This window comes from Rubrivivax benzoatilyticus JA2 = ATCC BAA-35 (assembly GCF_000190375.1).
Lineage (GTDB): Bacteria > Pseudomonadota > Gammaproteobacteria > Burkholderiales > Burkholderiaceae_C > Rubrivivax > Rubrivivax benzoatilyticus.
Genome location: NZ_AEWG01000088.1, coordinates 1 through 12,833, shown reverse-complemented (window position 1 = coordinate 12,833; position 12,833 = coordinate 1). Strand labels below are relative to the sequence as shown.

The 12,833-nt window shown below is 74.2% G+C and carries 14 protein-coding genes; 10 read left to right on the top strand and 4 right to left on the bottom strand.

Annotation, left to right across the window (positions count from 1 at the left end):
* Positions 1-183, top strand: a 183-nt coding sequence (locus RBXJA2T_RS10920) for an ABC transporter C-terminal domain-containing protein (RefSeq protein ID WP_009857429.1), incomplete at its 5' end; no start/stop codon positions are given.
* Between the two features lie 83 nt (positions 184-266).
* Here RBXJA2T_RS10920 and RBXJA2T_RS10915 read toward each other — a convergent pair.
* The gene (locus tag RBXJA2T_RS10915) at positions 267-1,013 is read right to left on the bottom strand and encodes a hypothetical protein (protein WP_230247267.1); all 747 of its coding nucleotides are present in this window, start codon (positions 1,011-1,013) and stop codon (positions 267-269) included.
* A 64-nt stretch (positions 1,014-1,077) separates the two neighbouring features.
* Positions 1,078-2,484 (bottom strand): aminotransferase-like domain-containing protein, encoded by a 1,407-nt coding sequence (locus RBXJA2T_RS10910; protein WP_009857427.1) that lies wholly within the window; start codon positions 2,482-2,484, stop codon positions 1,078-1,080.
* Positions 2,485-2,586: 102 nt separating this feature from the next.
* Between RBXJA2T_RS10910 and RBXJA2T_RS10905 the strand changes: the two genes are divergently transcribed.
* The 4 genes from RBXJA2T_RS10905 to RBXJA2T_RS10890 are packed head-to-tail and all read left to right on the top strand — an operon-like array spanning position 2,587 to position 6,292.
* On the top strand, positions 2,587-3,558 hold the full coding sequence (locus tag RBXJA2T_RS10905; RefSeq protein ID WP_009857426.1) for a DMT family transporter: 972 nt from the start codon (positions 2,587-2,589) through the stop codon (positions 3,556-3,558).
* Positions 3,555-4,724, top strand: a complete 1,170-nt coding sequence (locus RBXJA2T_RS10900) for an aminotransferase-like domain-containing protein (protein WP_009857425.1) — start codon at positions 3,555-3,557, stop codon at positions 4,722-4,724. Before RBXJA2T_RS10905 ends, RBXJA2T_RS10900 begins: the two co-directional genes overlap by 4 nt.
* Positions 4,721-5,554 (top strand): PhzF family protein, encoded by an 834-nt coding sequence (locus tag RBXJA2T_RS10895; RefSeq protein ID WP_009857424.1) that lies wholly within the window; start codon positions 4,721-4,723, stop codon positions 5,552-5,554. Before RBXJA2T_RS10900 ends, RBXJA2T_RS10895 begins: the two co-directional genes overlap by 4 nt.
* Before the next feature lie 9 nt (positions 5,555-5,563).
* Positions 5,564-6,292: an alanyl-tRNA editing protein gene (locus RBXJA2T_RS10890; RefSeq protein WP_009857423.1), complete on the top strand. Its 729-nt coding sequence runs from the start codon at positions 5,564-5,566 to the stop codon at positions 6,290-6,292.
* 77 nt (positions 6,293-6,369) lie between these two features.
* Here RBXJA2T_RS10890 and RBXJA2T_RS10885 read toward each other — a convergent pair whose 3' ends face one another.
* The gene (locus RBXJA2T_RS10885; RefSeq protein ID WP_029718433.1) at positions 6,370-6,825 is read right to left on the bottom strand and encodes a c-type cytochrome; all 456 of its coding nucleotides are present in this window, start codon (positions 6,823-6,825) and stop codon (positions 6,370-6,372) included.
* A 190-nt stretch (positions 6,826-7,015) separates the two neighbouring features.
* On the opposite strand from RBXJA2T_RS10885, the gene RBXJA2T_RS10880 reads away from it, so the two are divergent.
* The 5 genes from RBXJA2T_RS10880 to RBXJA2T_RS10860 are packed head-to-tail and all read left to right on the top strand — an operon-like array spanning position 7,016 to position 11,541.
* Positions 7,016-7,708 (top strand): cytochrome b/b6 domain-containing protein, encoded by a 693-nt coding sequence (locus RBXJA2T_RS10880; RefSeq protein ID WP_009857421.1) that lies wholly within the window; start codon positions 7,016-7,018, stop codon positions 7,706-7,708.
* A 4-nt stretch (positions 7,709-7,712) separates the two neighbouring features.
* Entirely contained in the window at positions 7,713-8,228 is a 516-nt protein-coding gene (locus tag RBXJA2T_RS10875; protein WP_009857420.1) for a GNAT family N-acetyltransferase, read from the top strand.
* A 4-nt stretch (positions 8,229-8,232) separates the two neighbouring features.
* The gene (locus RBXJA2T_RS10870; RefSeq protein WP_009857419.1) at positions 8,233-9,084 is read left to right on the top strand and encodes an aldose 1-epimerase; all 852 of its coding nucleotides are present in this window, start codon (positions 8,233-8,235) and stop codon (positions 9,082-9,084) included.
* A gap of 4 nt (positions 9,085-9,088) precedes the next feature.
* Positions 9,089-9,967 carry an SMP-30/gluconolactonase/LRE family protein gene (locus RBXJA2T_RS10865; RefSeq protein ID WP_009857418.1) on the top strand — a complete coding sequence of 293 codons (879 nt, stop codon included), beginning with the start codon at positions 9,089-9,091 and terminating at the stop codon, positions 9,965-9,967.
* The gene (locus tag RBXJA2T_RS10860; RefSeq protein ID WP_009857417.1) at positions 9,964-11,541 is read left to right on the top strand and encodes a glycerol-3-phosphate dehydrogenase/oxidase; all 1,578 of its coding nucleotides are present in this window, start codon (positions 9,964-9,966) and stop codon (positions 11,539-11,541) included. Before RBXJA2T_RS10865 ends, RBXJA2T_RS10860 begins: the two co-directional genes overlap by 4 nt.
* Here the strand turns inward: RBXJA2T_RS10860 and RBXJA2T_RS10855 are convergent.
* On the bottom strand, positions 11,542-12,833 hold a 1,292-nt coding region (locus RBXJA2T_RS10855; RefSeq protein WP_138938847.1), incomplete at its 5' end, for a protein-disulfide reductase DsbD family protein.

Here is a 12,833-nt window from a genome sequence, read left to right as displayed (position 1 = left end):
CCCGCACGCATCGAGGCGCTGGAGGCCGAGCAGAAGCAGATCGCCGAGCGCCTGGCCAGCAGCGAGCTCTACGTCAAGGAGCCGCAGGCCGTCGCCGGGCTGCAGGCCCGCCACGACGAGATCGAGACCGAGCTGATGGCGGCGCTGGAGCGCTGGGAGACGCTGGCCTCGTTCGGTGGCTGAGGCTGGACGCAGGACGCCGGAAGGCGTCGTGCGCCTGCCGAGGGCCCGAGCGCGATTGCACGCGCGAGGGCTGAGCAGCAGACTCAGAACCAGCCGTCGCCGCCGGCGGCCGGATGGGTGCGCGAGACGATCAGCCCGGCTTGCAGGTACAGGCCGTTGAGCAGGCGCATCGCGCGGCCGCGGTCGAAACCCGGCCATTCGGCGATCTCGCGCAGCAAGCTCGCCGATCGCCGCAGCCGGTGCACCGCTGCGGCCTGGGTGCCGGCCATCTTCAGCGCCGACAGGTCCGCGCCCGGCGCCAGACGGTAGGCCGCGGGGCCGGCGATCTCGGGCAGCAGCTCCTCGCGCGCGCCGTGCAAGGCCAGTTCCCACAGCAGCGGACCCAGCGGCGCGTGGCATTCGGCCTCGCCGACACGCGCCCGGTCGGGGTCGCCAGGCGGGCGCAGCAGCGCCGGCTCGACGTGCAGCACACGCAGCGCGGTCGGGTCGCCGGCCAGCAGCTCGGCCGGCGCCACCGGGGTGTGCACCAGGCGCTGCGCCGGGAACACCGTCAGCGGCACGACACGCTGCCCGTCCTGCAGGTGCAGCAGCAGCGCGCGGCCGTGGCGCACGCAGGCGGCCAGCACCTCGAGCACCTCCAGCCCGTCGGCGTCGTGGGCATCGAAACGCAGCAGGTCCTGCAGCAGCGACGGGTTCAGCCCGGACAGCCGGCTGGCCCCGGCGTCGACGTCGGGGCGCCGGGAGATCTCGTCGAGGTAACGTCGGAACGCGCTGACGCTCAGCAGGTCGGGGACACCTGCCGGCAGCGTGGACTCGAACATGCCGCTCATGCCCGCCTCACTCGGAAGCCGTGGGACCGATGGTACGGACGCCCGGTGACAAGTGGAACGCCCATCAGCCGGCACGCGACAGCTGCTGCAGGCGCTGCCAGAAGCCCGGCTCCGACGAGGTGGCGAAGTTCACCCGCATCAGCGTCGTCGGCCGCCGCGTCGGATGGAAGAGCACGCCCGGCGCCGTCAGCCAGCCTTCGTCGAGCAAGTTCTGAGCCACTCGCTCGGTGTCGGCGCCGACGTCGATCCAGCCGAACAGGCCCTGCGGCGGCGTGACGAAACGGCAGCCCGCCGCCTCGGCCAGCGCCACGACCCGGTTGCGCGCGACCTCCAGCCGCGTGGTGATGCGCTCGGCATGGCGGCGCAGCAGGCCCTGCGACAGGCACCAGGCCAGCGCGTGTTCCAGCGGCCCCGGCGTGCCCAGCGAGCCGAGCAGCTTGGTGTCGATGAACCGTTCGACCAGCGCCGGCGCCGCGGCGACGAAACCGACGCGCCACTGCGGCGTCAGGATCTTCGAGAAACCCGAGACGTAGACCGTGCGCCGCAGACCGTCGAGCTGCGCCAGGCGCGGCGCGTGGGCCGGTGCCAGCCAGGCGTAGGTGTCGTCCTCGACGACGACGAAGTCGTGGGCCTCGGCCAGGCGCAGCACCTGGTGCGCGGCGGCCGCGGTCAGCGAGGTGCCGGTCGGGTTGTGCAGCACCGAGACGGTGACGTACAGCCGCGGCCGGTGCTCGCGCGCCAGCGCCTCCATCGCCGCCAGGTCGGGGCCGTCGGCAGCACGCGGCACCGGCAGCAGGCGCATGCCGGCGGCCGTCAGGCGCGCGAACTCGACCGACCAGCCGGGCTCGTCGACCAGCACCGCGTCGCCCGGGCGCAGCAGCGTGCGCGAGACGATGTCCAGCCCGTGCGTCGCGCCGATCGAGGTCATGATCTGCGCCGGCGACGCGGCGATGCCCAGGTCGGCCAGGCGCTGCGCCAGCGCCTCGCGCAGCGCGGCGTCGCCGGCCGGCTCGCCGTAGCGCAGCCAGGCGCCGGTGTCGCCGCCGCCCAGGCGGCGCAGCGCACGCTGCAGCAGTTCGCCGTCCAGCCACTCCTGCGGCAGCGTGCCCATGCCGGGCGCCGGCCGGCCCGACTGCGCCTGGAACATGCTGCGGATCAGCGCCGTGGCGTCCACCGGCAGCGGCATCGGCGCCGCGGCGCGCGACGCGGGCAGCGCGCGCGCCGGCTGCGTCTCGCGCACGAAAAAACCACGCTGCGGCCGGGCCTCGACCAGGCCGCGCGCCTGCAACCGCTCGTAGGCGCCGACGACGGTGCTGGCGCTGACACGGTGCCGGCGCGCGCAGTCGCGCACCGACGGCAGGCGTGCGCCCGGCGCCAGCAGGCGCTGGGTGATGCGCTCGGTGAAACGGGCGGCCAGTTGTTCGGCCAGCGTCTCGCCGGCGGCGCGCGCCAGCACGGGGGTCTCGTCCATCGCCGTCGGTGGCTGTATCGGTGGCGACATCGATACAGATCGTGGTTGTGTACCGGGAAAGTGTACTGACACTGTGCTGCTTGTCGACCCTAGACTGCGGCCATGACGATGCCGCCCCCTGCCCGAGACGCCCGCCGCGGCCTGTGGCTGGGTCTGCTCGCCGTCGTCGTCTTCGGCATGACGCTGCCGGTGACGCGGCTGGCGGTCGGCGACGCGTCCGACCCGCAGCTGCCGCCGGGTTTCGTCACCGCCGCACGCGCGGCGATCGCCGGGCTGTGCAGCGCGGCCTATCTGCTGGCGGTGCGCGCCCGGCCGCCGCGGCGCTCGCTGTGGCCGGCGCTGGCGGTCTGCGCCGCCGGCTCGGTGGTCGGGTTCCCGCTGTTCAGCGCGCTGGCGCTGCGCCAGGTCGACGCGATGCACGCCGCCGTCATCAGCGGCGTGCTGCCGCTGGCCACCGCCGTCGTCGCCGCGATCTGGCTGCGCCAGCGGGCATCGGCGGGCTTCTGGGCTTGCGCCGTGGCCGGCTGCGCGCTGGTGCTGGGCTTTGCCGCCTGGAGCGGCCACGGCCGCGTGCAGGCCGCCGACGGGCTGCTGCTGCTGGCCTTGTTCAGCGCTGCGGCGAGCTACGTCGCCGGCGCACGGGTCTCGCTGGAGATCCCGCCGGCGCAGACCGTCTGCTGGGCGCTGCTGTTCATGCTGCCGCTGACACTGCCGGCCGCGCTGCTGCAGTGGCCGGCCGCGCCGGTGCGCGCCGGCGCCTGGGCGGCGCTGGGCTACGTCGCGCTGTTCTCGATGTGGCTGGGCTTTTTCGCGTGGTACCGTGGCCTGGCCCTGGGCGGCGTGCTGCGTGTCAGCCAGGTGCAGCTGCTGCAGCCTTTCGTCGCCCTGCTGGCCGCCGTGCCGCTGCTGGGCGAGACCCTGGATGCGGCCACCGTCGGCTTCGCCGCCGCGGCGGTGGGCCTGGTGGCGCTGGGGCGCCGCTTCTCGGCGGCACCCGCGGCCGCGCCCCGCGCGCCGTCGCCGGCATGGCCGCCGGCCGAACCCGATCCCGAACCTGGAGCAATGATCCGATGAGCTGGCAGATGGCCCGCCGCGCCGAGCGGCTGAATCCTTCGACGATCCGCGAGATCCTGAAGCTGACCGAGAAGCCGGGCATCGTCTCGCTGGCGGGCGGCCTGCCGGCGGCCGACGGTTTCCCGGTCGAGGCGATGGCCGAGGCCACCGCCCGCGTCTTGCGCGACAGCGGCCGCGAAGCGCTGCAGTACGCCGCCAGCGAAGGCTACGGTCCGCTGCGCGAATGGATCGCCACGCGCCTGGCGGCGCAGGGCCTGGACGCCGATCCGGCGCGCATCCTCGTCACCACCGGCTCGCAGCAGGGGCTGGACCTGGTCGGCAAGGTGATGATCGACCCGGGCAGCCGCGTCGCCGTCGAGTCGCCCACCTACCTCGGCGCGCTGCAGGCCTTCAACGCCTACGAGCCCGAGTTCGTCGCCGTCGACGGTGACGATCAGGGCCCGCGCCCGGAAGGTCTGGCGGCCGTTGCCGGCGCCCGTTTCATCTATCTGCTGCCCAACTTCCAGAACCCGAGCGGCCGCTGCCTGAGCGACGAGCGCCGGCGTGCGCTGGCCGCCGCGGCGGCGGCTGCCGGCCTGCCGATCGTCGAGGACAACCCCTACGGCGACCTCTGGTACGACGAAGCGCCGCCGGCGCCGGTGTCGGCACACGCCGGCGACAACGCGCTCTACCTGGGCTCGTTCTCCAAGGTGCTGGCGCCGGGCCTGCGGCTGGGCTGGATGCTGGCGCCGCGCGCGCTCTTCCCCAAGCTGCTGCAGGCCAAGCAGGCCGCCGACCTCCACACGCCGGGTTTCAACCAGCGCATCGTGCACGAGGTCGTGAAGGACGGCTTCCTGGACCAGCACGTGCCGACGATCCGCGCGCGTTACGCCGCGCACCGCGACGCGATGCGCGCCGCGCTGGAAACACACCTGCCCGCCGGCTGCCGCTGGCAGGTGCCCAACGGCGGCATGTTCTTCTGGGTCGAGCTGCCGGCCGGCCTGGACGCGACGGCGCTGCTGCCGGCCGCGGTGGCCGCCGGCGTCGCCTACGTGCCGGGCGCGCCGTTCTTCGCCGACGGCGGCCACACCAACACGCTGCGGCTGAGTTTCGTCACCGTGTCGCCGGAGCAGATCGAACGCGGCATCGCGCTGCTCGGCGAGGTGCTGAAGGAGGCGGCGAAATGACCACACGCCGCTTCCACCAGGTCGACGTCTTCGCCGCCGAGGCGACCCAGGGCAACCCGCTGGCCGTCGTGCACGACGCCGACGGGCTGGACGACACGCAGATGGCCGCGTTCGCGCGCTGGACCAACCTGTCCGAAACGACCTTCCTGCTGCCGCCCACCGAGCCGGGCGCCGACTACCGGGTGCGCATCTTCACGCCCGGCGGCGAGCTGCCGTTCGCCGGCCATCCGACGCTGGGCAGCGCCTGGGCCTGGCGTGCCGCCGGCGGCACGCCGCGTGAAGCCGGGTTCGTCGTCCAGCAGTGCGGCATCGGCCTCGTGCGGCTGCGCCAGGCCGGCGGCCGGCTGGCGTTCGCGGCACCACCGCTGCTGCGCAGCGGCCCGGCCGACGCGCCGACGCTGGCGCAGGCCGTGCACGCGCTGGGCGTGGCGCCGGAGGACGTCGTCGGCCACCAGTGGGTGGTCAACGGCCCCGAGTGGCTGGCGATCCGGCTGCGCACACGCGCCCAGGTGCTGGCGCTGAAGCCCGACATGGCGGCGATGGGGCGGCTGAAGCTCGGCGTCGTCGCCGTCGACGACGACGGCGAGACCGCCGCCGAGGTGCGCGCCTTCGTGCCCGGCATCGGTGTCGCCGAAGACCCGGTGACCGGCAGCCTGAACGCCGGGCTGGCGCTGTGGCTGATCGGCAGCGGCGTGCTGCCCGGGCGTTATGTCGCCGCGCAGGGCACGGCGCTGGGGCGCGCCGGGCGGGTGCACGTCGAATCCGACGGCGACACGGTCTGGATCGGCGGCGAGGTCACGCCCTGCATCGAAGGCCGCGTCACGCTCTGAAGGGACCGCATGCAACCCACCGAAGAACTGTTCCGCGACGACGCGACGCTGGCCGAATGCGACGCGACGGTGCTGGCCGTCGAGACCGACGGCGGCATCGTGCTCGACCGCACGGTGTTCTACCCGCAAGGCGGCGGCCAGGCCGGCGATGCCGGCGAGCTGCTCGCCACCGACGGCCGCCGCGTCGCCATCGCCGACACACGCAAACACCCCGAGCACCCGGGCGTCGTCGTGCACCGCGCGGCCGAAGGCGCCGACCTGTCGTGGCTGGCGCCGGGCACCGCCGTGCGCGCGGCGATCGACGTCGCGCGCCGCCAGGCGCACCGGCGGTTCCACAGCGCGACGCATCTGCTGTGTGCGCTGGTGCCGCAGCCGGTGGACGGCTGCTCGATCACCGCCGGCTACGCGCGGCTCGACTTCCACATGACCGAGCCGCTGGACAAGGACCTGCTCGGCGCCGGCCTGGCGCGCCTGGTCGCCGAGGCGCGGCCGGTGCACACCCGCTGGATCTCGGAGGACGAGCTCGACGCCAACCCGCAACTCGTGCGCAGCATGAGCGTGCAGCCGCCGCGCGGCCAGGGCCGCGTGCGCCTGGTCGAGATCGAGGGCCTGGACCTGCAGCCCTGCGGCGGCACGCACGTCGCCAACACGGCCGAGATCGGCGCCGTCGTCGTGACCAAGATCGAGAAGAAATCAGCCAAGACGCGGCGCGTCGTGCTCGGCTTCGCGGACACCTGAAACGAAATCGGCGAAGCGGGCCGGAACCTCGCTTCGCCGACGGGCGTGGGATCAGCGGCGCCGCAGCGCCGCGGCGATCACTTTTCCTTGAACTTGTCGTGGCAGCCCTTGCACGAGCCGCCGGTCTCGCCGACCGCGGCCTTGATCTGGGCGAAGTCACCGGTCTTGCCGGCCGCGTCGAGCTTCTCGACGGCGGCGACGTACTTGTCGGCGGCGGCCTTGAAGCCGGCGGCGTCGCTCCAGACAGCGGCCTTGGCTTCGGTGCCATGGCCCTTGTCGGTGCCCGGGCCGAAGGCCGTCAGCGGCAGCTTGGCCAGCGTCGAGACGATCGCGATGTTCTCGGCGGCGACCTTGGCATCGAACGGCGCCTTGCCCTGGGCCATCGCGGCAACGCGGCCGAAGTGGCTGGCGATCAGCGTGAACGCGCTCTGGCGGTACTCGATCGCGTCACCGGGCTTCTGGAACTGCGCGGCGGCGGGCAGGGCGGTGACCAGGCCGGCCACGGCAGCGGCGGCGAGGGACATCTTTTTCATGCAGGCACTCCGTTGGGGTTATGCGTGAACGCTCGGGCACGAGACCCGGCGGCGCGAGTCTAAAGCCCCCACGATCGATACCGCCCCGGGTTTCGACAAACTCGGCGCGGATCGCCGGCATTCGGCCGCGGCGCCCCGGGATGGGGTTATGGTTGCACCTCCCACCTCGAAGAAGGAGCCCCCGCACCCCATGGCCGCGCCCGACCTCTCGCCCCGCCCGACCCGCATCTGGGACCTGCCCACGCGCCTGTTCCACTGGGCGCTGGCCGCCTCGATCGTCGTCTGCTTCGTCAGCGGCAAGATCGGCGGCAACGCGATGGAGTGGCACTTCAAGGCCGGTTACGTCGCCTTCGGGCTGATCGCCTTCCGCCTCGCCTGGGGCCTGGTCGGCGGCCGCTGGTCGCGCTTCGTCAACTTCATCTACGCGCCCGGCACGGTCCTGCGCTACCTGAAGGGCCGCTCGCGGCCCGAGGAGATGATCGAGGTCGGCCACAACCCGCTGGGCAGCTTCTCGGTCTTCGCGCTGCTGGGCATCGTGTCGATCCAGGTCGCCACCGGCCTCGTCGCCGACGACGAGATCGCCAACACCGGGCCGCTGTGGCGTTTCGTCGAAAGCGAGACCGCGCTCGACGCCACGTCCTGGCACAAGGGGCCGGGACAGTGGATCATCATCGCCCTCGTGTCCCTGCACATCGCCTCGATCGTGTTCCACCGCCTGCGCGGCCACAACCTGGTGCTGCCGATGCTCACCGGCGACAAGCCGCTGCCCGCCGGCACGCCGGCCAGCGCCGACGGCTGGTCGCAGCGCCTGCTGGCGCTGGTGCTCGGCGCCGCGGCCTGGGCGCTGGTCAGCTGGGTGGTCTCGCTCGGCGCGCTGAACTGACGCCGTGGACACGCCCGACATCCAGCTCGTCGAACCCGCCGCCGGCGACGAGACCCTGCTGGACGCGGCACGCGAGATCCTGCGCGAATACGCCGAGGGCCTGGACATCGACCTGTGTTTCCAGTCCTTCGACGAGGAGCTGGCGCAGCTGCCCGGCGACTACGCCGCGCCGGACGGCGCGCTGCTGCTGGCGTTGGTCGACGGCCAGGTCGCCGGCTGCGGCGCGTTCCGCGCGCTGGCCGACGTCGACTACACCAACGCCTGCGAGATGAAGCGCCTGTACGTGCGGCGCGCCTTCCGCGGCTTCGGCATCGGCCGCATCGTCGCGCAGGCGCTGCTCGAACGTGCGGTGCAGGCCGGCTACTCCAACATGCTGCTCGACACGCTGGACGACATGGAGGCCGCGCGCGGCCTCTACGAGTCGCTCGGCTTCGAGGAGATCCCGCCCTACTACTACAACCCGATTCCGGGGGCGCACTACCTGCGCGCCGACCTGGCCGACGGTCTGACACGCTGGTGACCCGATGACCCCTTCCGCCCTCGAACTGCGCGCCGGCGAGCTGCGCCTGGCCCTTCGCCCCGACCTCGGCGGCGCTATCGCCGGCCTCTGGCTCGGCGAGCTGCCGGTGCTGCGCAGCACCGAGCCGGCCGAGCTGGCGAGTTCGCGCCTCGCCGCCTGCTACCCGCTGGCGCCCTACTCCAACCGCCTGGGCTACCGCCGCCTGCGCTGGCACGGCCACGACCACACGACCGCGCCGAACGAGGCCGGCAGCCCGCACTCGCTGCACGGCATCGCCTGGCAGCGCGGCTGGGAGGTGCTGGAGGCCGACGCCGCCAGCGCCACGCTGGGCCTGGTGCACCCCGGCGACTCGCACTGGCCGTTCGCCTTCGAGGTGCGGCAGCGTTTCGTGCTCGAGCCCGACGCGCTGAAGGTCTCGCTGGAACTGCGCAACACCGGCGCCGAGCCGCAGCCGGTCGGCCTGGGCTGGCACCCTTACTTCCCGAAGCGCGCGCGCAGCCGGCTGCATGCCGAGGTCGCCCAGCGCTGGGACAGCGACCCCAGCGGCCTGCCGACCCGCGCCGTGCCGCAGCCGGGCATCGACGCCGATGTCGCCCACCTGAGCTTCGACCACTGCTTCGACGGCTGGCGCGGGCCGGCGCGCATCCGCGACGAGAAGCTGTCGCTGCGCCTGACCTCGTCGATGTCGCGCCTGGTGGTCTACACGCCGCCGACCAAGCCCTACTTCTGCGTCGAGCCGGTGAGCCACGTCAGCAACGCCGTGCACATGGCCGACCCGCTGGCCCACGGCCTGGTCGACGTCGCGCCCGGCGCCGGCACCGAAGCCTGGATGCGGCTGGACATCGCCCCCGTCTGAGGCCATGCAGGTCGACGCGCTGCCCGTCGCGCCCTGCGGCACCGGCGAGTCGCCGTTCTGGTGGCCCGAGCAGGGCGCGCTGTACTGGTGCGACATCCCGGGCCGGCGCGTGCACCGCTGGCGCGCGCGCGACGGCGCGCACGACAGCTGGGACCAGCCCGAAGACGTCGGCTGCATCGCGCCGCGCCTGGACGGCGGCCTGATGCTGGCGCGCCGCGACGGCCTGTTCCGCCTGGACCTGACCACCGGCGCGACGCAGCGCCTGGCGCCGCCGCCCTACGACCGCACCTCGCAGCGTTTCAACGACGGCAAGGCCGACCCGCAGGGCCGCTTCTGGGTCGGCACGATCTGCGAGCCGCGGCTGCCGCCGCGCGCCGCGCTGTACCGCTGGGCCGACGGCGCGCTGGACCCGCAGCTCGACACCGCCAGCACCAGCAACGGTCTGGCCTGGAGCCCCGACGGAGCGACGATGTACTGGTGCGACACGCAGGCGCACCGCATCGAGGCCTTCGACTTCGACGCCAGCGACGGCTCGCTGTCGCGGCGCCGGGTCTTCCACCAGTTCCCGCCGAAGCCCGCCGACGGCTCGCTGGCCGGCTACGGCGGCCGGCCCGACGGCGCCGCGGTCGACGTCGAGGGCGGCTACTGGGTGGCGATGTACGAGGGCGCGCGGCTGCTGCGTCTCGCGCCCGACGGCCGCGTGCTGGCCGACCTGGCGCTGCCGGTGCGCTGCCCGACGATGCCGTGTTTCGGCGGTGCCGACCTCCGCACGCTGTACGTCACCAGCGCCATGCCCAAGGGCGACGCCGGCCCGCTGGACGGCCGCGTGCTGGCGCTGCGCGTGGACGTGCCCGGTTTGCCGGTGAACTTCGTGCACGCGTGAAGCCCGCCAACGAGGATCGCGCGCGCCGCTGGGCGCGCCTGAGCGAAACACGCGACTGGGACCTGGCCGTCGTCGGCGGCGGCGCCACCGGCCTGGGCGTGGCGCTGGACGCCGCGGCGCGCGGCTTCTCGGTCGCGCTCGTCGAGTCGCACGACTTCGCCCAGGGCACTTCGTCGCGCGCCACCAAGCTCGTGCACGGCGGCGTGCGCTACCTCGCGCAGGGCAACGTGAACCTGGTGCGCGAGGCGCTGCACGAACGCGCGGCGATGCTGTCCAACGCGCCGCACATCGCCCAGCCGCTGCCTTTCGTGATGCCCGGCTACCACTGGTGGGAGCGCGGCTTCTACGGCACCGGGCTCAAGCTCTACGACGCGCTGGCCGGCGAACGCGGCCTGGGCGCCACCGAGTGGCTGGGCAGCGGGCAGGTGCGCACGCTGCTGCCCGGCGTGCAGCCGCGCGGGCTGTGGGGCGGCGTCAAGTACTGGGACGGCCAGTTCGACGACGCCCGCTACGCCGTGCTGCTGGCGCGCACCGCGGCCGCACGCGGCGCGGTCGTGCTGAACCACTGTGCCGCCGTCGCGCTGCAGCGCCGCGACGGCCGCGTGCAAGGCGTCGTCGTGCGCGACGCCGAGACCGGCGCCGAGGCGACGCTGTCGGCGCGCTGCGTCGTCAACGCCGCCGGCGTCTGGGTCGACACGCTGCGCGAGCTGGACCGCGAGGCCGGCGCCGCGCCGCGCAAGCCGCTGGTCGCGCCGAGCCAGGGTGTGCACCTGGTCGTCGACAGGCGATTCCTGCCCGGCACGCACGCGCTGCTGGTGCCCAAGACCGCCGACGGGCGCGTGCTCTTCGCCGTGCCCTGGCTGGGCAAGCTGATCCTCGGCACGACCGACACGCCGCGCGAGGACCTGGCGCGCGAGCCGCAGCCCTTCCCGGCCGAGGTCGACTTCATCCTGCGCGAGAGCGCGCGCTATCTGCAGCAGGCGCCGCGGCGCGAGGACGTGCGTTCGGTCTGGGTCGGCCTGCGCCCGCTGGTGCGCCACGACGGCGAAGCCGGCGACACCAAGGCGCTGTCGCGCGAGCACACGGTGCTGGTGTCGCCCGGCGGCCTGGTCACCGTCACCGGCGGCAAGTGGACGACCTACCGCGCGATGGCCGAGGACGTGCTCGACCGCTGCATGGCGCAAGGCCTGCTGCCGCGCCGGCCGGCCGGCGCGACGGCACGGCTGCAGCTCGTCGGCGCGGCACCCGGGCGCTCGCTGACGGCACCGCCGGGTGAACACCTCTACGGCAGCGAAGCGGCGGCGCTGCGTGGGCTGCCGGGTGCGGAGCACTGGCTCTGGCGCGACGGCGACGGCGGCCTCAGCGAGGCGATGGTGCGTTTCGCCGCCCGCCACGAGGCGGCGCGCACGGTCGAGGACGTGCTGGCGCGGCGCTCGCGGCTGCTGTTCCTGGACGCCGCCGAGGCCGGCCGCCTGGCCGGCGTGGTGGCCACGATCCTCGGCGACGAGCTGGAGCGTGAACTCGATCCGGCGCCGTTCGAGGCGCTGGCCGCGCGCTACACGCGGCTGCCCTGATCAGGCCGGCGCGCCGACCGCCGGCAGTTCGGCCAGCATCTCGCGCACCTCGGCCGGGCTGAGGATCTCGCTCAGCACCCGCGGCGCGCCGCCCCCCGGCGTGTACAGCGCGTAGACCGGCACGCCGCTGCGGCCCAGGCGCGCCAGTTCGGCGGTGATCGCGGCGTCGCGGCGCGTCCAGTCGGCGCGCAGCAGCACCACGCCGCGGGCGCGGAACTCGGCCAGCACCTCGTCGCGCGCCAGCGTCGTGCGCTTGTTGACCTGGCAGGTCACGCACCAGGCGGCGGTGAAGTCGACGAACACCGGCTTGCCCTCGGCCAGCGCCTGCGCGGCACGCTCGGCGCTCCAGGGCTGCCAGTCGGCTTCGACGGCAGCGGTGGCCGCCGGCGGCGCCTCGCGCCAGGCCGGCAGCGCCCAGGCCAGCGTCGCGCCGAACAGCGCCAGCGCCAGCAGGCCGAAGCCGGTGCGTGCCCGCACGCCGAGCGAACGCGAGCCGAAGGCCCAGGCGGCGAAGGCCAGCGCGACCAGCAGCGCCAGCAGCGCCGCGGCACCGTCGATGCCCGTCTGCTGGCCCAGCACCCAGACCAGCCAGACCACGGTGGCGAACATCGGGAAGGCCATCACGACCTTGAAGTGCGCCATCCAGACCCCCGGGCGCGGCAGCGCGCCGGCCAGCCGCGGCCAGGCGCTGGCCAGCAGATAGGGCGCGGCCATGCCCAGGCCCAGCGCGGCGAAGACCGTCAGCGCCTGCGCCGGCGGCAGCGTCACCGCGACGCCGAGCGAGGCGCCCATGAACGGCGCCGTGCACGGCGAGGCGACGGCGACGGCCAGCACGCCGGTCAGCAGCGAGTCGACCAGCGGATGGCGCGCGCGCGCCGCCGCCCACGACGACGGCAACACGGAGCCGAACTCGAAGACACCGGCCAGGTTCAGGCCGATCAGCGTGAACAGCAGGGCCAGCGCCGCGACGACACCCGGCTGCTGCAGCTGGAAGCCCCAGCCGAGCTGCTCGCCGCCGGCGCGCAGCGCCAGCAGCAGGCCGGCCAGCGCGACGAAGGACACGACGACACCCAGGGTGTAGGCCAGGCCGCCGGCCAGCAGCTTGGCGCGGTCGTGCGCGTGGGCGGCGAAGCCCAGCACCTTCAGCGACAGCACCGGGAAGACGCAGGGCATCAGGTTCAGCAGCAGACCGCCGCCGAAGGCCAGTGCGAGCGCCAGCGCCAGCGAGGTGTCGGCCGGCGGCGCGGCCGGCGGGGCCACGGCTCGGCGCCCGCCCAGCCTCGGCCACCGGC

Bases quoted from the DNA above. Each gene is read 5' to 3' on its own strand.
- RBXJA2T_RS10915 (WP_230247267.1), bottom strand. From the start codon at position 1,013: ATGAGCGGCATGTTCGAGTCCACGCTGCCGGCAGGTGTCCCCGACCTG.
- RBXJA2T_RS10910 (WP_009857427.1), bottom strand. From the start codon at position 2,484: ATGGACGAGACCCCCGTGCTGGCGCGCGCCGCCGGCGAGACGCTGGCC.
- RBXJA2T_RS10905 (WP_009857426.1), top strand. From the start codon at position 2,587: ATGACGATGCCGCCCCCTGCCCGAGACGCCCGCCGCGGCCTGTGGCTG.
- RBXJA2T_RS10900 (WP_009857425.1), top strand. From the start codon at position 3,555: ATGAGCTGGCAGATGGCCCGCCGCGCCGAGCGGCTGAATCCTTCGACG.
- RBXJA2T_RS10895 (WP_009857424.1), top strand. From the start codon at position 4,721: ATGACCACACGCCGCTTCCACCAGGTCGACGTCTTCGCCGCCGAGGCG.
- RBXJA2T_RS10890 (WP_009857423.1), top strand. From the start codon at position 5,564: ATGCAACCCACCGAAGAACTGTTCCGCGACGACGCGACGCTGGCCGAA.
- RBXJA2T_RS10885 (WP_029718433.1), bottom strand. From the start codon at position 6,825: ATGAAAAAGATGTCCCTCGCCGCCGCTGCCGTGGCCGGCCTGGTCACC.
- RBXJA2T_RS10880 (WP_009857421.1), top strand. From the start codon at position 7,016: ATGGCCGCGCCCGACCTCTCGCCCCGCCCGACCCGCATCTGGGACCTG.
- RBXJA2T_RS10870 (WP_009857419.1), top strand. From the start codon at position 8,233: ATGACCCCTTCCGCCCTCGAACTGCGCGCCGGCGAGCTGCGCCTGGCC.
- RBXJA2T_RS10865 (WP_009857418.1), top strand. From the start codon at position 9,089: ATGCAGGTCGACGCGCTGCCCGTCGCGCCCTGCGGCACCGGCGAGTCG.